The organism is Lysinibacillus sp. RC46, assembly GCF_041262385.1.
In the GTDB taxonomy this organism is placed as follows: domain Bacteria; phylum Bacillota; class Bacilli; order Bacillales_A; family Planococcaceae; genus Lysinibacillus.
This window is the reverse complement of the sequence record NZ_JBGCCF010000011.1, coordinates 17434-37514: the sequence shown is the minus strand read 5'-3', so window position 1 is coordinate 37514 and position 20081 is coordinate 17434. Positions and strand designations below refer to the sequence as shown.

The 20081-nt window shown below is 36.7% G+C and carries 26 protein-coding genes, 1 riboswitch and 1 other annotated feature; all 26 genes read right to left on the bottom strand.

The window, feature by feature from the left end; translation table 11 throughout:
- Positions 1-128 precede the first annotated feature (128 nt).
- Positions 129-316, bottom strand: a riboswitch (cobalamin riboswitch).
- A gap of 110 nt (positions 317-426) precedes the next feature.
- The 26 genes from ABH966_RS11775 to ABH966_RS11650 all read right to left on the bottom strand — a co-directional run bounded on the left by ABH966_RS11775 (position 427) and on the right by ABH966_RS11650 (position 20071).
- Entirely contained in the window at positions 427-1110 is a 684-nt protein-coding gene (locus tag ABH966_RS11775; protein WP_370078576.1) for a hypothetical protein, read from the bottom strand.
- Complete coding sequence (locus tag ABH966_RS11770) at positions 1107-1601, bottom strand: ECF transporter S component (protein ID WP_370078574.1); 495 nt, start codon at positions 1599-1601, stop codon at positions 1107-1109. The genes ABH966_RS11775 and ABH966_RS11770 overlap by 4 nt, the downstream gene beginning before the upstream one ends.
- Before the next feature lie 238 nt (positions 1602-1839).
- Positions 1840-2184: a bifunctional adenosylcobinamide kinase/adenosylcobinamide-phosphate guanylyltransferase gene (locus ABH966_RS11765; RefSeq protein ID WP_370078572.1), complete on the bottom strand. Its 345-nt coding sequence runs from the start codon at positions 2182-2184 to the stop codon at positions 1840-1842.
- The gene (locus ABH966_RS11760) at positions 2181-2780 is read right to left on the bottom strand and encodes a histidine phosphatase family protein (protein WP_370078570.1); all 600 of its coding nucleotides are present in this window, start codon (positions 2778-2780) and stop codon (positions 2181-2183) included. The genes ABH966_RS11765 and ABH966_RS11760 overlap by 4 nt, the downstream gene beginning before the upstream one ends.
- Positions 2753-3529 carry an adenosylcobinamide-GDP ribazoletransferase gene (gene cobS, locus ABH966_RS11755; protein ID WP_370078568.1) on the bottom strand — a complete coding sequence of 259 codons (777 nt, stop codon included), beginning with the start codon at positions 3527-3529 and terminating at the stop codon, positions 2753-2755. The genes ABH966_RS11760 and cobS overlap by 28 nt, the downstream gene beginning before the upstream one ends.
- 23 nt (positions 3530-3552) lie before the next feature.
- Positions 3553-4128 (bottom strand): bifunctional adenosylcobinamide kinase/adenosylcobinamide-phosphate guanylyltransferase, encoded by a 576-nt coding sequence (locus tag ABH966_RS11750; RefSeq protein ID WP_370078566.1) that lies wholly within the window; start codon positions 4126-4128, stop codon positions 3553-3555.
- An 11-nt stretch (positions 4129-4139) separates the two neighbouring features.
- Complete coding sequence (locus ABH966_RS11745) at positions 4140-4748, bottom strand: histidine phosphatase family protein (RefSeq protein ID WP_370078564.1); 609 nt, start codon at positions 4746-4748, stop codon at positions 4140-4142.
- Between the two features lie 11 nt (positions 4749-4759).
- Positions 4760-5839 (bottom strand): pyridoxal phosphate-dependent aminotransferase, encoded by a 1080-nt coding sequence (locus tag ABH966_RS11740; protein ID WP_370078562.1) that lies wholly within the window; start codon positions 5837-5839, stop codon positions 4760-4762.
- Entirely contained in the window at positions 5826-6782 is a 957-nt protein-coding gene (gene cbiB / locus ABH966_RS11735; RefSeq protein WP_370078560.1) for an adenosylcobinamide-phosphate synthase CbiB, read from the bottom strand. The genes ABH966_RS11740 and cbiB overlap by 14 nt, the downstream gene beginning before the upstream one ends.
- Positions 6779-7462, bottom strand: coding sequence for an adenosylcobinamide amidohydrolase (locus ABH966_RS11730; RefSeq protein ID WP_370078558.1), 684 nt, complete (start codon positions 7460-7462; stop codon positions 6779-6781). The genes cbiB and ABH966_RS11730 overlap by 4 nt, the downstream gene beginning before the upstream one ends.
- A gap of 206 nt (positions 7463-7668) precedes the next feature.
- On the bottom strand, positions 7669-7851 hold the full coding sequence (locus tag ABH966_RS11725; RefSeq protein ID WP_132358490.1) for a hypothetical protein: 183 nt from the start codon (positions 7849-7851) through the stop codon (positions 7669-7671).
- Positions 7852-8133: 282 nt separating this feature from the next.
- Positions 8134-9492, bottom strand: coding sequence for an aspartate kinase (locus ABH966_RS11720; RefSeq protein ID WP_370078556.1), 1359 nt, complete (start codon positions 9490-9492; stop codon positions 8134-8136).
- Positions 9493-10385: 893 nt separating this feature from the next.
- Positions 10386-10604 (bottom strand): hypothetical protein, encoded by a 219-nt coding sequence (locus ABH966_RS11715; protein WP_370078554.1) that lies wholly within the window; start codon positions 10602-10604, stop codon positions 10386-10388.
- A 110-nt stretch (positions 10605-10714) separates the two neighbouring features.
- Complete coding sequence (locus ABH966_RS11710) at positions 10715-12052, bottom strand: sodium-dependent transporter (protein ID WP_370078552.1); 1338 nt, start codon at positions 12050-12052, stop codon at positions 10715-10717.
- Positions 12053-12374: 322 nt separating this feature from the next.
- Positions 12375-12598 (bottom strand) — a binding site (T-box leader).
- Between the two features lie 208 nt (positions 12599-12806).
- Complete coding sequence (locus tag ABH966_RS11705; RefSeq protein WP_370078550.1) at positions 12807-13343, bottom strand: SMI1/KNR4 family protein; 537 nt, start codon at positions 13341-13343, stop codon at positions 12807-12809.
- Between the two features lie 71 nt (positions 13344-13414).
- Positions 13415-13918 carry a DUF6630 family protein gene (locus ABH966_RS11700; RefSeq protein ID WP_370078548.1) on the bottom strand — a complete coding sequence of 168 codons (504 nt, stop codon included), beginning with the start codon at positions 13916-13918 and terminating at the stop codon, positions 13415-13417.
- Between the two features lie 28 nt (positions 13919-13946).
- The gene (locus tag ABH966_RS11695) at positions 13947-14459 is read right to left on the bottom strand and encodes a hypothetical protein (protein ID WP_370078546.1); all 513 of its coding nucleotides are present in this window, start codon (positions 14457-14459) and stop codon (positions 13947-13949) included.
- Between the two features lie 27 nt (positions 14460-14486).
- Positions 14487-14801, bottom strand: a complete 315-nt coding sequence (locus tag ABH966_RS11690) for a hypothetical protein (protein WP_370078544.1) — start codon at positions 14799-14801, stop codon at positions 14487-14489.
- A 27-nt stretch (positions 14802-14828) separates the two neighbouring features.
- Complete coding sequence (locus ABH966_RS11685) at positions 14829-15479, bottom strand: hypothetical protein (RefSeq protein ID WP_370078542.1); 651 nt, start codon at positions 15477-15479, stop codon at positions 14829-14831.
- Positions 15480-15972: 493 nt separating this feature from the next.
- Positions 15973-16377, bottom strand: coding sequence for a hypothetical protein (locus ABH966_RS11680; RefSeq protein WP_370078540.1), 405 nt, complete (start codon positions 16375-16377; stop codon positions 15973-15975).
- A 128-nt stretch (positions 16378-16505) separates the two neighbouring features.
- Positions 16506-17315: a hypothetical protein gene (locus ABH966_RS11675; protein WP_370078538.1), complete on the bottom strand. Its 810-nt coding sequence runs from the start codon at positions 17313-17315 to the stop codon at positions 16506-16508.
- A 158-nt stretch (positions 17316-17473) separates the two neighbouring features.
- A complete protein-coding gene (locus ABH966_RS11670; RefSeq protein ID WP_370078536.1) occupies positions 17474-17809 on the bottom strand; it encodes a DUF7716 domain-containing protein in 336 nt (111 codons plus the stop codon).
- Positions 17810-18085: 276 nt separating this feature from the next.
- Entirely contained in the window at positions 18086-18295 is a 210-nt protein-coding gene (locus tag ABH966_RS11665) for a hypothetical protein (RefSeq protein WP_370078534.1), read from the bottom strand.
- Between the two features lie 180 nt (positions 18296-18475).
- Positions 18476-18943 carry an SMI1/KNR4 family protein gene (locus ABH966_RS11660; RefSeq protein WP_370078532.1) on the bottom strand — a complete coding sequence of 156 codons (468 nt, stop codon included), beginning with the start codon at positions 18941-18943 and terminating at the stop codon, positions 18476-18478.
- A 102-nt stretch (positions 18944-19045) separates the two neighbouring features.
- Positions 19046-19351, bottom strand: a complete 306-nt coding sequence (locus tag ABH966_RS11655; RefSeq protein ID WP_370078530.1) for a hypothetical protein — start codon at positions 19349-19351, stop codon at positions 19046-19048.
- A 66-nt stretch (positions 19352-19417) separates the two neighbouring features.
- Entirely contained in the window at positions 19418-20071 is a 654-nt protein-coding gene (locus tag ABH966_RS11650) for a hypothetical protein (protein WP_370078528.1), read from the bottom strand.
- Between the last annotated feature and the right edge of the window lie 10 nt (positions 20072-20081).

Sequence of the window (20081 nt, the reverse complement as noted above, 5' to 3'; positions counted from 1 at the left end):
CAAAAAGCGATCACGCAACATCTATCGGTTACGTGATCGCAGTAAAATCGGAAATGGAAATGAAGGATAAGCGCACAAAGAAGTGAACAAATCTCTCGCCTCCACTTCTCAATCCCCGAAGAATGTGTTGCTGTCTTGAACATATCGGCAGGTCTCCTGGCTCATGCTTCCTCCAAATGATCACCTTCCCGTTCTTCACAGTGGCCTACTCATCATTTGTCAGCACTTACAGTTGCGGGGACAGCTTCGGCCTAAGATGACTCTTTTTCCGAATTCCCTTTTAAACCATATTGGTACCGTTCGTCCAAAATACTATATATTGTGTTTTAACTCCTAAACAAATCTAACATATTGTGTTTATTGTTGCAATAGGCGATTTGCCCCTTGCAAGTTATAAAGTGCTACATTTTCTCGAAGCAAGCCCAATTACAATGCAGTTTTACGTAGTTTTTCAAAATTTCTAGGAAATTTTTTTTGTGCTAGCTGCTCTTTTTCAGGCTGTATTCCTAGCAAAACTACTGCACATGGACCAGCCGATTTCTCAACATCTAACGAACTTTTGACCTGTTGCTCGCTAAAAAGGCGGGTAAATTCTGCTTGTAGACCTTTTGATCCAACTGGCCATACTTGCTGCACAATCCCCTCTTTCCACGCCTGAAAAATAGGTTGGAGCTGTGCGACATCTTCAGGCTGAGCAAGGATTTCATTGCCTACAAGCGGTAATCCATAGGTGTACCAACTAAGCTGTTCATACTTAGTTGCTGTGTGTTTTTGCTGTTCACCTAGCATCGTTATAGATAATCCTGATTGTAGAGTCGGCATATTGGACTCTGTACTACCGTCTATCGGTGGACAATTAAGCCCCGCCTCATCAAAAACCTGCTGAATGCCTGCAACATAACGAGACCATGCAGCATCTCCTGAAAAATTAGCGAGTAAAATATGGTTTGGTAAAGCATTTGCAGCAAGCTGCTCTAAAAAAGTAACACGCGCCGTGAAGTATGCCGTTAGTTTGTCTGGAGCAGACACAACATCTTGTGGTTTTTCGCCAATGGCTGCGGCATTATCTGTTGTAGCAAACAGCTCACCTATTTTTATTGCATTTCTCAATGTACTCGACCTTCCTTACGCACAAACACCTTTGACAGAATTGGCATCACAATTGCAACGATCACCAGATTTACGAGTGTTGCCAATGGAAGACTAGTCAGTGACGCCCAGTAAAATGCCGGACTAATGATAAAGTAAAATGGTAAAGGTGCCACAACACCATTTAAAATAAGTGCCACGGGCCATTTCCAGAAATGCATTCCTTTTTTATGCATGACCCCAAAGACCCATACAACAATAAACATTTCTACTGCGATAATAATATGTAGTGGCCCTAGAGGGAAGCCAGTAGTTAAGGCTGAGATAAAATGCCCAATGACTCCCGCAACCCCAGCTAATACTGGAGATAAAAAGACAACGCTCAACATTGCAGGTGCAGAGTCAAGCGCTGCAGTTGAAATAAATGTTGGAATTTTAATGACTGCACCCACTGCACAAATTGCCGCAACCATGGCAGTGAGCGTCAATTTCATTAATCTTTGTCGATCCATCCCATTTCCTCTTTTCTTTAAATTTTTTATAATAGCGTGGGGTTGATTTCCGTTCCGGTTGGGCGCTTTCCTGGGGGCGTCCGATGAGCCGCTTCACTGCGCTGCAGGGTCTCATCTGTGACGCTAATCCCCAAGGAGTCGCCCAACCTCCACTCCAATCAACTTATTTACAAAGCATACGTCCTTGGAAATCTTATCCCCAAAATGAAAAGCCTAATAAAATTTTTTTAAAACTATATCATTTGATTTGTTCGCCTATACCGTACCAAATGCGTACGACTTGTTCAGCTTCAGCGAATAATGCCTGGTACAAACGCCCACATGTATCACGCAACAATCGTGCCTGTTTTTCCATTGGCACAACCCCACGACCCATATCGGTCACTATTATATAGACGGCACAATTTTCTTCAAGAGTCTTTAGTCTTGTCAAAATGATTTTGACAAGGGGTTCATCCTCCTCAAGATCTTGTGTCACGAGCCACTTCTCTATGTTTTTAATAACTAGTACATCACAGGCTGGGCTGTCATTAGGTAGATTGCCATCTACAAGCTCAACTTTTTGACCTTCGAGCAATTTCATGACATAGTCGGTTTTTCCACTATGGGCGCCTCCGATAAAGACATGCATCGCGCTCCCTCCTCCCAAGCCTTTCTTGTAAACGTTAAAGAAAATATTTTATCATGCGGTGATTGATACGACCAAAAAGTTTGCTCAGTCAGTGCAAATTCTACAAGAAGCGCTCGAATAACTCCACCATGGACAACGAGATGATAAACATCTTCGTCTTTTGGTAATGCCGTGAACCCTTCAATGACACGCGCACAAAAGGCATCAAAGCCTTCCCCCTTTGGAGGTGGTGACTGTACGGGATCATCTAACCATGCACAATAACGACTATCTGATTTTAAGTCATCATATGTGAGCCCTTCAAATTCACCGAAGTTCGACTCTCGAAATCTCCTATCAGACACATATGTTGCATTCGGAAAATAATGGGCTGCTGTTTCCCTACAGCGCAGCAAGTCACTACCATACACCTTAGTGGCATCTGAATCTACTATAGTCAGCAAAGATGCATCGGCTAATGAAGAATCTGTCCAACCGATATAACGCTTCTCCAAATTTTCCTTTGTTGGAGCATGTCTCATTAAGTGCACAATAACAACGTCACCCATAATACAACCTCCATTCCTTCAATTGATGCACCGAGTAAATCTCCAGAAACGCCACCAAAGTTGCGCACTGTAAATTGACGAAAGACTAAAAAGGCAATCGCTAATACAGCCATCAACACTAATGGAACAATGGAGAAACCTATGACAAACAACAAGCTACTATACGCCACAACTAATGTGATAAGCATAAAGCAGATAAGTGATCTCGGCTTAATATGTGTTTTAAAAAAGTAGGCAAGCCCCTTTTCCTTTGAGCATTTGAGCGACATAAAATAAAAGCTCATGCCTACTCGTGTTAATAACGGAATAAACACAGGCATCCATAGTGCAAACTTATGCTGCACGAATAACTCATGCAGTATCACAAATTTGCCAAGCACTAGAAATAACACGGACAGCACTCCAAATGCGCCAACACGTGGATCATCTAAAATTTCAAGCCGCTTCTCACGATCTCGATACGAAAAATAAGCATCTCCCATATCAATAAAACCATCTAAATGTAAACCACCTGTAAATAAGGCAAATAATCCGACAATCACAAAAGTAAGCAAAACCTCACTGCTTGCCGTCCATTCTGTTAAACTATAGATCACCGCCGCCACTGCGGTGCCCATAAGAGCCCCTATCCATGGTAAAAAGGCGAACATCCCGGTAATCGTTGCCTTCGTTAAAGGAATTTCTTTATGTACTGGCAAAACTGTAAAAAATTGAAACGCAAGTTGTATGCTATGCCAGAAATTTTTCATCGTCTTGCCACCTTCTTCATTTATTATTTCCACTTCTTTACGACACCATAATTTATTTCATATGCCTCATCCGCAATAGAAACGAACCATTGATGTAATTTTCCAAGCATTTGTCGATATAATTCTACTTCCTCGCTAGAATAAGGTGGCTCATCAAATAATTCGTTTGAGACGATAAAAAACGTCACCCTTTTCTCAAGTAACGTCTTTACCGCCTTTTTTAAAACATCAAGCTTTTGTTCTAAACAGCCAGGTTTTTCCACACAGGGAGTTCCCGTGTCAAAACCCTCGTAAAAAGCATTTGTCAGCCATGTCGTAACACAGTCCCATAACACAACATCTCCATCAGTCAGTTTACGTAATGTATTTGCAATGTCATAAGGTGCTTCTATCGTCAGCCATTCAATATTTTGTGCTCGTCTATCTGCCTGATGACGCACTATTCGCTTCTCCATCTCATGGTCCAACGCTACTCCAGAAGCAATATAAATAAGTCGTCGCGCTTGGTTAAACGCTGTTTGATAGTGAGAAACAGCCGCTTTTTCAGCAAAGTGGGATTTACCACTGCGTACTCCCCCTGTAATGAAAATCAGTGGCATAGTTACGCCTCCTATTGTAAATGTTGAATGTTCCCGATATCTTTCACGAGCCATTGTTGCTCGACTTTCTCAATAATCGTGATACTTGTACCATGAATAAATGGTTCTGCCCACAGCTGATTGATGCTTCGCCCTAAAATGGCATTAATGATACATTTAATCGTTACAGCATGGGACACAATTAAAACATTATTCTCGGGATATTTTTCTGCAATTTTCTTTAACGTAAACATCGCTCGCTCTGTTACCGTACCAAAGCTTTCCGTATGGGTTGCGACGAATTGTCCAGGATAATCGGTATATAATTCATAATCAAGGCAGTGCGTAGTCATAATGTCCTCGACTGTTTTTCCTTGCCAATCTCCTAAAAAAATCTCCCGTAAATTATCCTCATAATAGATTGGAAGCTGCCGATTACCTAGAAGAATATGCATCGTTTCCTTAGCACGGCCACTTGAACTGCTATATGCCGCTGTAAAGGAGATATTTTTCAAATGATCTCGAAGTTTTTCTGCATGTAAAATGCCCTTTTCCGATAACGGCGAATCTAACCATCCCTGTAGCCGCTGCTCTTTATTCCACATCGTTTCACCATGTCTTATTAAATAAAAAGTCGTCACCTTTGTCACCCCTAATTTGCGTTAAACCAAGCTTGCAAACAATTCTGTAAATACGTCATAGCCACAATATCTTTAATTCCTATACGGAACCATTCACCATTTAAGCCCATAAAGTTTTTTGTATGGCGTAGCACGACGCCCTTTGATAAACAGTATGTAAAAAATGTATCTGGTTGCTGATTTTTCGGTAATGCAAAACATACATAATTCGTTACACTATTCGTCACCTGACAACCATTTTCTTGTAAATAGCTCTGCAGCGCTTCCCGTTGATTTTTAGCATAGGCAATAGCTTGCTCACAATATACATGTTCATCTAAACAGCCTGTACCTATAACAAGGGCAAAGGCATTCAAGTTCCAATGCGGTAGGATATTCTTTAGCTCAGTAACAACTACCGGACTTGCTACTAAATAGCCTAGGCGTAATCCTGGGATCGCATACATTTTTGTCATCGAACGAACAACGATCAAATGAGGATTTTCTGCCACATATTGGATCAAAGAACAGGCTTCATCTACCCAGTCAATAAATGCCTCATCAATGACAAGCTCACAATTGACCTTTGCACCGTGGGAGATTAATTCGAGAAGCTCTTCTTTCTTTGGAAGCACCCCCGTCGGATTGTTCGGTGTACAAATATATAATGCATCTGCGTTCGCCATTTCGCTCTTCAGATGCTCCATCGGCAATGTGTAGTGGACAAAATCCTCGACAATTATCGGCACAATTTCAGCGCCTGCCGCTGTTAATGTTCGTTCATATTCTGAAAAAGTTGGATGTACGATAATAACACGCTTATTGGCGTAGCGTCTCACTAGAACACTAAAAAGCTCGGATGCACCATTGCCTAATAATATAGAATCTTTCTGAACTTCATGAAAAGCTGCCACCTTTGATAAAAACGGCTCACCGTCCGGATCTGGATAACGTTGAATAAGCGGATAAAATGTCCGCCAACGCGCTTCAACAAACGGGGGTGGCCCTGCCGAATTAACATTTTCACTAAAATCATACACCTTTTCGGGCATATTAAGTCCTAGCTGATGATAAACATTTTGCGGATTTGCTCCGTGATTAGGTAATTGCAAAAATTAACACCTCCACTGCTAACATAACAAGCGTAAAGAGCAAAGTCGCAATGCGCATATGAATTACAGACGTTGCAATATGCTCTTTTGTTAATGGAACTAATTTCTCGCCCATTATTGCTCGATAAGAAACGACACCCTGATATGTATTTTTTCCACCAAGCTGTACTCCTAATTGAACAGCTGTTGCTGCTTCTAAATAACCACTATTTGGACTTGGATGCTTTTTCGCATCCTGTGCCCAACGTTTTAAGCGGTTACCTAGAGATACGTTTGTTTCATTTTTCGTCCCAAGCACCATCAGTAGACCTGTTAATCGACTTGGAATAAAATTCAGTACATCATCTAGCTTTGCAGCAAACATACCAAAATCTTTATATTTTTCGTTTTTATAGCCAATCATAGAGTCTAACGTATTGACGGCCTTATAGCCCCATAACCCTATTGCGCCAAATAAAAAGGCATAAAATAATGGAGCGGTTACCCCATCACTCGTATTTTCAGAGACTGTTTCCACAACACCACGAACAATCTCATCCTCGTCAAGTTTCTCCGTATCACGGCCGACAATCCAAGAAAGCTTCACACGAGCTTCAGCAAAATCACCTTTAACAAGCGGTTCATAGACAGCCATCGCCGCTTCCTTCAAGCTACGTTGTGCTAGTCCAATCCCAATTAATAAGCCCTCAACCAAGATGCCAAATAGTGGGCTAACTTGATAGCTTAGTAGCATAATGGCTGTCACAACAAACATTGTTGTTCCTACTACAGCTAGTGCCATCACCATGCCACGGAATTTTCTCATTCTTCCTTTATTCCATAATTCAGTTTGAGATTGAATGAGCTTCCCAATCCAGCGTACTGGATGAGGCATTTTAGGAGGATCACCCACGATTAAATCAAAAACAAGCCCAATGATACAGGCAATTACCAGTGCCATCATAAAGGATTCTCCTCTTTGTCTTTTTTATATTTTTGAATGGCCTCACGCATCGTTTCATAAACTCCATGGCCAATGACTTTTCCTAGCATCGTAATCGGTCCAGCATATTGATGGTAGTCGCCTTCCTCTGTTGAAGCAATTAACAAACTATCCGTTGACGTACCTGTAGCTAGTGTACCCGTTGTAGGATCTGTAATCCCCTCATCAATAAGTGCTTTGACCTTAGCCTCTGTCGTAGAAATCATTGCTTGAAATAAAGCTTCATCCGACAATCTTCCATTGATCAGTACCCAAGTATTAATAGTCCCCGCATGATACTGCTCCTGACGATGAAAGGCACGCGTAATATCGACGGCATTACCAAGACCTGCCGTAATCATTATGACAAGATGAATTCCTTCATATGTAAACTCACGAATTGTTGCATATCGGGCATAGACGGCCGTCATCATCGCAACTGTATTGTCAATCGGAAAACCCTCAGACTGTAAAAACCGTTGTAATTCTAACTGTGGTTTGCGTTCATCATACGTATAAGGCACTGAACGATTCATCAAATGTGTATAAAAGCCAAAGCCTGGATTATGTACTGCCGACGATACGACCTTCATTGGTGAATCTGTTTGGATGGCAACATAATGGTCGGAAATATGAATATCTTCCTTACGTAGTACTGGCATTATCTCGCCTCCTATTCAAAGAAAAAAAAACAAATTCTTACAAAGAAGAATTTGTACTGTTTAGTCTTTAATTAATAACCTATCCCAAATATAAACCTTTTGAATTTGCGTACAGCATCACAACTTCATCATACTCAAATTATTTATTTTTTTGAAATTGTATCACAAATTCACGTTTTATCACAATTCAATTTTGAGACATTCCGTTATTGCCTTTGTTTTAAGGTTTTAAAACGAATAATAGATCCCGCAATGATAAACACCCAGCCAATACCGATATAAACAATTTTCATCGTTTTTGTCGAGGATGGTAAAATATCCATGATCGTTAAACAAACAAATAGTATGCCAATCATTGATAGCAACATACCAATCGATAATTTTTTCAACAGAAATACCTCCAATCAATGTACGCCCTTGATTTTACCGTATTCCCGCCAAAAAGAAAACACCAATCCAGTTTAAGGATTAGCGTTTACACCACATTAACGGGCAGCAATTGATCTGTACCGTAAGTGAAACGTCAGGTACACAAATCTGTACCGTAAGCGTAGCGGCAGGTACAAGACTCCCACCTAAAAATTTAGCGAAAGCAAAAAAGTTAGGGAGAACATTAGCTGCCCTTACAGTGGGGATGAAGACCCCCACTGATTAAGTTACACTTTATTCCTTTATACTCTCACATGTGCAAAAAATTCCCCATATAGTGCTTGTAAAATTTGATTTTCATATTCTTGTAGCACACCGAATACTAGACTAACTTCAGATGAGCCTTGATTAATCATCTCTATATTTGCACCTGTTTTTGAAATCGCAGTTGCAGCACGTGCCGCTAGACCCGTGTTATTACGCATGCCTTCGCCTACTATAACAATCATAGAGAAGCCATGACGCATTTGCACATCATCTGCATTCAACTCATTTTTCACACGAGCTAGAATTCTCTCTTCATTATCAAGTGTTATTTGATTTGAACGCATAATGACAGAAATATCGTCTAAACCAGAGGGTGTGTGTTCATATGAAATATTTTCATCTTCTAAAATTTGTAGAAGCTTACGGCCAAAGCCTACTTCCCTATTCATCAAATATTTTGACACATATAAAGTTGAAAAGCCACTATCTGCCGAGATACCTGTAACCGGACGTCCTGTTACAGAGCGTCTTGGTACAATACGAGTACCCGGGGCTGATGGATTATTTGTATTTTTTATGTTAACTGGCACCCCAATCTTGTAAACAGGCATTAACGCTTCATCATGGAAAACTGAAAAGCCTGCATAGGATAATTCGCGCATTTCGCGATACGTAATTTCTTTAATTTCTACTGGATCATTCACGACTTTCGGATTCGCGGAGAACACACAGTCCACATCCGTAAAGTTTTCATAAAGCTCTGCTTCAACAGCAGCTGCTAAAATCGAGCCTGTAATATCAGAGCCACCGCGGTCAAATGTACGCAGTATGCCCGCTTTAGTGTAACCGAAGAAACCCGGGAATACAATAATTTCCTTGGTATATTTTAGGGAGGCTAAATTTGCATAAGCCTCTGGTAAAGCATACGTGCGTTCAGGTAAATCATTGACGACCAAACCATCTTTAGGACTTACGTAACGTGCCGGCATACCGATTGAATTAAAATAAGCAGCGATTAGCTTCGCGTTATTGTCTTCCCCTGCCGCTTTGATGCTATCGATAAATAATTCCTCATTGGATTTATCACCTTGTACGCGTTCACGTAAATCTTCAGCGATCACGTCACAAATTGTATGATCTAATTCCAAACCATCCGCAATCGCCATAAAGCGATTGACAACGATTTGCAGTTCATCTTCAATCTCTTCATTTTTTAATGCTGCCATTGCTAAGTTAATTAATAAATCAGTTACCTTTATATCGTCACCAGAACGCTTCCCAGGTGCAGAAACGGCTACGATTTTACGTGCCGGATTAGATTTTACAATGTTTGCTACTTTTTGAATTTGCTCTGCGCTTGCTACAGATGTTCCACCAAATTTACATACGATCATAACCATCAAATCCTAACTTTTTAAATTAAATGTATTCCTCCAAAAAACAATTGAATGTACACAGTGTACAAATTATCGTTCCTCACGTCAATACAATTTAAAAAATTCACGCAATTAATCGATAGAAAATGGACAATTTTCACACTGTTTGATTTATTATACGGATTTCGTAGGAAATAGTTAAGGTTTTTGCAAATTTTTTTCGTAAAATTCCTATAATCGTACAAATATTCGTCTGAACTAGCTGAAATCATCAAATTTACAGAATTTTTCGATGCTCGATCTGACATGACAAGCCAAATCGTCTTTTCGAAAATAAATATGGATGTCAATATAAACAATTTTGCTTGTATAAAGATAAGATGTATCAATTCAACAGCAAAATGTGGGTCATTATTACAACATCTACAGCCGAAGCTCTTCGGACATGACTATCACAAGATAATTAGCCAACCAAAGTTTCATGCCCTTCTCACTTAGTGTCGTAATAAACCAAGTTACGAAATGTGCCTCATGTAAGTGTTTTTCAGCAAACTTGATTAAGTTGTAGTGCCTTTCTTCTATATTAATTGAAGAAAACGCTTTCCCCATTATGATATGCAGAAAAACTTGTGATGTTTGTGCTATTTCGAATGATGTCAAGCTATTCTTTTTTTTGATTTTTTATCTGTTTTAGGCGGGTATTGCTTTGATTTGCGTTGGTTTCCGCTTTTATTCTGTGGAGGGCTGAATTCGTAGGGACCTGAGCAGTTCTTTGAGGGACCCGATTACTTTCTTCTTGGACCGGAGCAGTTTTTTGAGGAACCCGATCGCTTTCCTCTTGGACCTGAGCAGTTCTTTGAGGGACCCGATCACTTTCTTCTTGGACCGGAGCAGTTTTTTGAGGAACCCGATCACTTTCCTTTTGAACCAGAGCAGTTTTTGAGGGACCCGATCACTTTCTTCTTGGACCGGAGCAGTTTTTTGAGGAACCCGATCACTTTCCTCTTGGACCTGAGCAGTTTTTTGGGGGACCCGATCACTTTCCTCTTGAACCTGAGCAGTTTTTTGGGGGACCCGATCACTTTCCTCTTGAACCTGAGCAGTTTTTTGGGGGAGAGTGAAGAATACAAAAAAATAACTCCAACATCAACTTTAATTTATATTTTGGAGTTGCTTTCAGATCATTTTATAACAAAAAAGACCTAACATAATGTTATGCTAGGGCCTTTTGCATTGTATTTTAAATCAATCCAATTACATTTAAAAATACGATAATAATTGCAATTGGTGCTATAAAGCGAAGTAAGAATAACCATAAAACGAATAATTTATAACCTTTATTTTTACTTACACCCAGTTCTTGCATTAATACTTCTTTCTTCATTTTAAACGGTACGAAGATCGCCACTAATAATACACCGAGTGGCATAAGAATATTACTTACTGTAAAGTCCGCTAAATCAAAGATTGTTTTTCCAAACAATTGCACATCGCTTAATACGCCATATGATAGCGCCGATGGAATCCCTACAACAAAGATTAGTACTCCGACCATCAATGCCATATTTTCGCGGTTCCCTTTACCTTTTTTCGTTAAAGAGGCCACGCTAATTTCCAACATGGAAATGGCTGATGTTATTGTTGCAAAGAAAAATAGTAACAAGAAAATAATGAAGAACAATTTCCCGAATGCCATTTTACTGAAAATTGCTGGCAAGACAATAAATAATAGACCAGGTCCTTGAGATGGTTCCATTCCAAATGCGAAGACTACCGGGAAAATAGCAAGCCCTGCAAGTAATGTAATCACAAGCGTTAAACCGACGATAGAAAATGCGGAACGTGGTAAACTTTCTTCTTTCGGTAAGTATGAGCTATACGTAACCATTACGCCTACACCGACAGATAACGAGAAGAACGACTGCCCCATCGCATATAAAATAATTTCAGATGTAACATTTGAGAAATCAGGTTGCAAGAAGAAGCGAACCCCTTCTCCTGCCCCATCTAATGTAAGAGCACGAATAATTAATACAAAGAATAAAATAAATAATGCTGGCATGAAATACTTATTTACTTTTTCAACACCGTTTTGTACACCTTTACTTACGATAAAAATAGTCATAAGAATAAATAATAGCTGTGATCCAACCGCTAATAATGGATTAGAAATAATTTCACCAAAGGTTGCTTCGTAAGAGCCATTTCCTTCCCACAGTCTACCTGTAATTGCGTTCCATAAATATAATAAAATCCATCCTCCTACAACACTGTAGAATGAAAGCAAGATGAAACATGTGACGATCCCTAATTTACCGACCCACGGCCATAGCGTATTAGGAGCAATATTTCTATAGGCATCAACAGCCTCTTTTTGCGTACTTCTTCCAACTACAAATTCTGCCAATAATAACGGTAAACCAATTAATAAAGTAAAACCGATGAAAATAAGGAAGAACGCACCGCCACCTCCAATACCGGCCATATACGGGAACTTCCAAATCGCGCCAAGACCGATTGCCGAGCCTGCTGCTGCTAAAATGAAACCTAATTTCGATGTCCATTGCTGTGATTCCATCTCTTTATCTCCTCTCTTTTTCTGTTTATTACAATTCGGTCTTTATTCATATTGGTCTATCGTAAGTCCTTTCAAATAAAAATCGCCTCAACGAAACGTAGGGAAAATAAAAATATCACAATAAAAAACGTCCCTACGCAAATACGTAGGGACGATTATATATCGCGGTACCACCCTAGTTATGAAGATACAACAAGCGTAAAACTTTAATAAAAAACGCCCCTACGCAATTACGTAGGGACGATGTAATATCGCGGTACCACCCTAGTTATGAAAACACAACAAGAATAAGACCTAAATAAAAAACGTCCCTACGTAAATACGTAGGGACGATAGATATCGCGGTACCACCCTAGTTGTGAATAAAATTCTTCACCACTTTATTTGATAACGGTATTCACTACCGTCTTCCACTTCCTCACAACGTGTGATTTATGAAAGATGCTCCAGGTCGAAATTCATGATCATCTATATACTGATTCGCACCAACCATCAGCTCTCTGAAATAGGGAGATTTTCACTACTTAATCCTATCATTGCCCAAATATTAATTTTCCGAATTGATACTATCATTTTTATCACACATTTAATACTAGCGTCAATTAATTTTTTGAATTTTTATGTATTATCCTCTTTTTTTCGCTATAAAAATTCGAAATATGACTTTTGAATGAATAATTTTGCAATACTTATGATTTATACTTTATTAAATACTGCGACAGGTTTATAGTTTTTTAGTTCAACTTTTCGATCATTAATCCTTTAAACCAATAAAGGTATTTTTACTATCTTTATTAGGAAAATCACTTGGGAATATAGGGCAAATAATACTACCACTTAATACATCATGGAGAAAACCAGTCATAGAGCCCTTATATTCAAAGTAATCACCTGATCCATCATCTACTAAAATAGCCCAATCACCTTGAGTATTCACAATCCAATTTAATGTATCCCCATTTTCAGTTCGTCCCCAGGTCAAGATTCCTCCATTTGTTGGGTATATCTCATATGGAAAGTTCTCAGGGAAACTCTCCTTTAAAGTTAAATATGCACCTTTATTCAAATTTTGTTGAATAAAGAAATTCATATTATCATTTTTTGCAAAAGGAGAATATATCATTATAAAGTTACCAATATTACCTGAACCATATAAAGCGATAAACTCTTTATATGGTTCAGGTAATACTATACCTAATTTATTTTCAACTTCGCTCCATTTCGGAGAGTCATCTAAAGAAATTGCAAAATTGGGTGGTGAAAGAATGGATTTTAATTTTTTAAAAGACATTGTTGCCTCCTAATACTTCCTGTTTATATTAGATTATGTGCTGACTTCTAACGAGAATGAGGATAGCTACTTCAGAAAGAATCTTGAATTCTATATCCCGCTTCTTGCACCAACTTCTTTATTTCATCAATATCAGATGATGGAACAGTGATTAGAACGTAACAGTCACTATCAATATCCAAATATGCCAACGAAATTCCCTCTTCCTTTAATTTTTCGGAAATTTCATTTAAACATTGGGAAGTTGGTAGCTCATCAAATTCTCCATCTTCAAAATCTCCCCAACTTATGCACGCCATTTTTTTCCTATCTAGCAATTCATCAACAACATCACAAATGTATAACCCTGATTCTTTCCAATCGAGTTCAAATGCCAAATCATGATCGAGAAGTGCATCAACCAAAGAAATCCATGCCAATTGATCAATGGGGCTATCTATTCCTCTTTCATCCAGTCGATCTTGGAACTTCTCGAAATAGGTTTCTGGCTTTTCTATAGCTAATGAAACCTCTGAAAAAATTTGTTCTTCTACATCACACGAAAGCTTTTTCACAAGTAGTAACAGTGCATTCATACACTCACTCCTTTTCCATCCAATGCTTTTAGCGTATAAGGCGTTGTAAATCAGGTACTTTTTCATTTTGTATTACGAATTGCAAAATCTCATCCTCATCAATTTTATATCCAGGCTTATCCTTAGGAATTTCGGCAAGGGGTGTTTGAAGCAACGGATGCTCTATATTAGGTGTAGCTAATCCCTCTTTCTCTCTTATTAATTGAATACAATAATAATCGTAAGGAATACAATCAAACGATAAAATTTCACTTGATTTATGAGGTGTGTCGCTTAAACTATAGATGTGAAAATCACATATTTCATAAAGATTTTCTCCAAAATCATTTGTATCGTTCCAACTGCACATTAATCTTTGGTAGACATGATTTTCTGGTGAAATATTAAACAATTCAGGCATTTCCCCAGTTTTCCAATAATGATATAGGCATATCATAAAAACATGATGAGTCTTATTCTCAGAATAAAAATCTCGATCTTTTGTGAACATATTAGTTGCATATTTGTATGTTAGCTCTGCAATATCTTCATAACCCCACAATAAGGAAAGTCCGATAAGCCCCCCTATTTAACTGTCTGATACACTCCCTCTATTAGGATTGCTTTTAATCATCTGAATCAACCAAAATAGTTGCTGCTCTAATAAAATCCATGCTGATGGTTCTCCATTTAGTATTCTATTTTTTGCATTCATTTCAAGGTGAACACCTATTCCCATTTTCAAGCGATCAGCTAAACGATTTCGTTCATTTTTTTGAATTAAGTCTTTCATTTCATTTAGCCGATTATCTAGTATTTCTTTTACTTCCTCATCTGAAATTACTCTTTTTTTATACTCTTTCATCGCTCGATCAAAATACTTCCAATATTTATTAGTACGCATCCTTCCGCTCCTTTTTGATTTTTACACTTACAGTCGATTTTCCCAATGCAAATGTTCACCAATCATTATTTTTGATAAAACGGAACTATTATCATAGTAAATACTGTAATCCATTTGTTTATACCAACTTGTAGCAAACATTGATATTTTTTTAATTCTATTATCTTGCAACTCATCAACTCTAACATACCAATTATTAGGTGGTGTAATTGAAACATAGTACACTAAACCATTTTCCTCATAAACATGGCAAAGAGAAGATAATTTAGAGGTAGTAGGATTGGACTCATAAATATGCGCATTAACGATTACTTTTTCCTCATTTATATAATCTACATATCTTATGTTTTCTCCATATTTCGTAACATCTTTATCATATTTTCTAATCACCAAAAGAATATTTACATTATTATCGATACCATAGGTAACTAAATTTTTCGACTCAAAGTTGGACTTACTGGGTTTAGCAAGAGGCTTCCCTTTCTTGATTGATATGACGGAAGGGATTAAATTCTCAAATGGAATTAACTCTTCAGTGACTCCTAAAGAATACGACCATTTAGTAACCTTGCTCTTCAACTTAAGATAATGCTGATGAATGTCCTTTGAATAACTATTAAAGTAATTCGATAGCTCTTTTCTTTTCAATTCTATTTTTTCATCATTACATATTTCCATTATTCCCCTCCCGAACTTGTGTAATTATTTTTTCCTGTTCCGGATAAACATGTACCGATCAAGTAATCTTCTAGTTATAAACTTTGTCGAATACCATAATATCCTCTTCGAACTCCTATTTTGAACAGTAGAATTTATTATTAAAGCTTTATCATCACTCCCTTTGAAAAAATCTGCCTCTTTACCACGAGGAATCACACACCATATGGACATACCAAGTTTACTAATAAATCTACAATAGCATATTTCAATCCATTTTTTGCCTCCTTAAAGTACCTTTATTTTGAATTTCACCCAAGATATTCGTACTATAGTTAGTACTTTTTGCTTTGCTTCAAACACGATTACTTTTTTCATTAAAAGAGGGATATCACTCAAAAAATGCAATAATAATCATAAAAAAAAGAGTAGCAATAATCCCAAAGGATATTTATGCTACTCTCGTAAAAGAATTAATCTTATCTTAAGATAAACTACAAATTCTACTACAATTTCAATTTCTCATTGTATTTTTAAATTTTTTTGACTTCCATACACGTAATGCAGCTTTAAATGATAAATCCTTCAATTGGGAAATAATATTAATTGCTTCCTCCCAAGTATACATTTTATAAGAGCTAAACCTTTCAGTATCAGCAGTATTTGAAAGTAGTATTAAATACTTTCCTTTGTATCTGTCACCATTCAAATCATCCTTTTTATCCGACGACTTTGCAGGATAGAGCGAAATAACAGCATTATCTACTGGATAGTATGTATAACCAGTTTGAGCCTCTACTCCCATATCCCAAGGACTAGATGTATCTTTACTAAATTTTCCATCCAATTCATCTTTGATGACGAACCAACTCTTATAAGTAGTACTGTCCTCTGGAACATATTGTACGATTACCTTCAATTCAGTTCCTCCTCCTATAAATGTTGATATATCAACGGTTTAGGCCATTGATAGGGTGTTCAAATAAGCTTACAATTTATGAACCTGTCTAAAAAACACATGCAGTTTTCCGAATATTTATTACACTTTTACGTAAACAAACTTTGTAATTCCTCATATTCACCAAACCAAAATTTTAGTGCATCTTGATTTATCCCGTCTCTCCCCTTCCACCAATCCACGGGATATAACCAATCCGAGCTATGTCTAGATCTTGGAGCTAAACCAAGATTTATGAATTGATGTAAAAAACCTTTATGCTCTTCTGTTTCTAATATACTACAAAAACCAAGCGTCTCTAGTAATGCTTTTCTTTGTTCTTCATTTGATTTAAATCCTTCAATCTTTCTAATCTTATTTTGTACTTTAGATGGTGTAACATTACTTTCTGTATTTCTAACAATCTCAATAACAGATTGAAAAATATCAAAATCTTTTTTTGTCGGTTTTATATGCGGAAGCTTATTATGCTGTTGAAGTATAAATGAAAAATCATATATGTTACCTGAAATAACCCCACCATGACCAAAACGAATTTTGTTTATGAATGTTAAATCTACTAAATCTTCGGCATTATTGGCACATATCTCACAAGAGATAAAATCACTTTTAAAATTATGAATAGGAAATTGTCTCATAATCACAAATACTGGTAAACCTGATCTCCAATCTAAACGCTGGGTACTTAAACTGGCCAGAAATAAATCGGCCGCGAAACCTTTACTACATTTCCTCATTTCAAACATTGCATTCTCAATAGCTTCATTATGCGTCTGTAAAATTTTATCAAACGTATAACCTGCTGTCTTAGCATATTGAAAATCTTCCTCTGATGTTTTCTCTGGATTCAACAAGCTATAATTTAATAGAATTTTTAAAGCCTTATCATCATACTTCATTCTTTAGAATGCTCCTCCATTTATTTTTTTAAGTCCTGATTTCTGAGGGTAGACACTAATAAACGAAATGAAGCATTTCCATTTCTAATAGAAAAAGAGTGGAAAATATCCTATATTTAGGTTTTCTACTCTTTTATCTTTATTTTTAATTTAACTACTTAAAAAACCAAAAACGCATCATTTTCAAAATAATAAATGAACGCTTGGAGTAACTGATCTAGTGATGGATTTTCTAACTGATCCTTTACATTGTCAATTACATCCTCAATACTTGTACCATCCAATGTTTCTATCCAACCATTTTCTTTCACTTGTTCTGGTAAAAAATCATCTGAATCGGGTGGAAAATCAAAGCTATCTAGCGAAAATATCCCCTTTGTATGTAGATTCCATTCTTTTGAATTTGGAGGAAGATAAAACCAAGTCTCTGGATTTTTCTCTGGATGTGATAACACATCCCTAACACTGATTAAATTCATTTTTTCTTCCGTCATAATTTCACAGCCTTTCCTTAGTTTTTTAAATTCACCCTCTTGGCTTAGATAAAGACTGCTCTACCAATAGATGATCTTCCTCCAACTGTATACCTTCAATGCTATTTTTCACTTTTAACTCCTTCTTTTTCGAATCCTTTTCTAGTATTTATATATCCCATGCAGGCGTTCTTGATTTAGATAAAATCTTCTTGACTTCTATAATTAAGTTCACTAGTTGCTCAATCTTTTCGTCTAGGGAATAGGATTTTCCGTTAAGAAACTATAAATATTCTATTATAGTTGAATGGGTTTATAACTCAAAGCTTTATCAACTACTTCCTCTGGGAGTAAATTATCGTAAAAAATGTAATTAGCAGCTTCTGGATCAATTACGTTATGAAGAAACTCTTCTAATAACTGATCATCCCCCGCTTCTGTTTTTCCTTCAGCATTCATTATCCTAGTTACAAGCAATATAAGCTCGTCTCTATTTAATTTTCTCATAGATATTTTCTCCTCCATTGCCCATCTTCCCATTTTGGAATCAAAATTTTGTAGCTGTAGTGAGGTCTATGGTGACCCCTTCTTTAAAAAAGGGCTTGGACATCCCCTTTATTTTGATTCTTACTTTCTATCTTTTAGATTTAGTTCATAGTATGGAACTAAATTTCACTCTTATTTATATCAGAATTCATATGAATCATCTTCTACTTCGTCATCCAAGCATTCTTCGAGATTATTGATAAATTCCATAAAACTACTTGCTAAAAAATAAATACATCTGTCTGTTACTTCTCCTAAATCTAAATAAATCAGAACCACTTGTTTTGAATCAAGGTCTATACAAAAGATATTCCCACCCGCGTCATTTGCAAAAGGTAGATACTTTTGAGGAATAATATTTCGGTTTTTGAAATCTAAATATCCTTCTTCCAATGTGTACCCGATATTGTTACGATATTTCATTGGAAGGAAAACATGTACCCGAGTTTCCAAATCTGACTGTTCTTCAAAAAAGCAAGGGTCTTTAGGTAAACCACCATTATATTGAAGGTAATGATTCTTCAATTCTTGAGGTAGTTGAAAACTTAATAACATTTCAACTTCTTCGATATCTTCTCGTGTTAGCTGAAATGAACACTTATAAAACATTTATTCAACCTCCATGTAATATTTGTCTTTGTAATAATCCAAAAATAAAACGAACTCTACTACCTTTCATTGTCCCGAGTGTTTAACATCTCTTATTTAAATCTATCCAAATAATTCTTCTGCTAAATATGCTATTTCGTGAATTGCATCTTCAAATTTTTCTTCCTCTTCTGTAGAATACTTGCCGTCATGAAAATAAAAGTATTTGCTGATATCTACAAAACATAAAGCTAATTTTTTAGGAACTTCTGGTTTATTTGAATACTCCGTAATTAGTACCTTCATTGCTTCAATTAATGAATGATAGTTTTTTTCATTTAATCCCAATCCCACTCTTATAGAATGTAGAACAGAGTTATCACCAATGGTATATTCATAAACTATTTCTAAAGCCTCTTCTACTTTCATAAACCTCTCTCCAATCTTGGACATTTTCATTGCCAAAGCAGGCTCATCATAATAAAAAATTGAAAATCAAATTTTTTTCAATTGCATATACTGCACGTTATTAGTATTTTCGTAATCTATTCGCCCTAATCCTCCTCTCATCCCTATAATAAAATCCCCTTTATAGACAATAAGTGAGTTCGGTACAAAAGCACTGAATGGGAAATTATTGAATATAATATTCTTTTTAAATGTTCCATCTTCACTAGATAAACTAAATAAATTTTCGCTAGATAGTATATACAAGTGACTATTGAATATATAAAAAGCAATTGGACATTCTTTTAAATCAAGACACTCTCTAATAGAAAAGTTTGTACCATCGTAAACTAGCTGATATAAACTTCCTGTATTTAAATACAGATGTTCTAAGCCTTCTAAAAAATATAGATCTCCTTTATATTCAAATATTGATTTGACATTACATTTTTTTAATAATATTTCTGATGAATCCGGATAAACAACCTTTAACTCTCCTCCCCATTCTCCATAATCTGTGCCAATTATTTTTAAATCTAAATAGTCATATTGTATACTGTGCTTTTCACGATACCTAGAAATCACGAGTTCATCGTTTTTTATTTCAACACAATACTGCTTTGAATTATTTATGATTTGAAACCATTTACCGCTTCCCGGACTGGGAATTTCAGCATTTATAAAGTCATTCCATAATGGCATAATGTTTTAA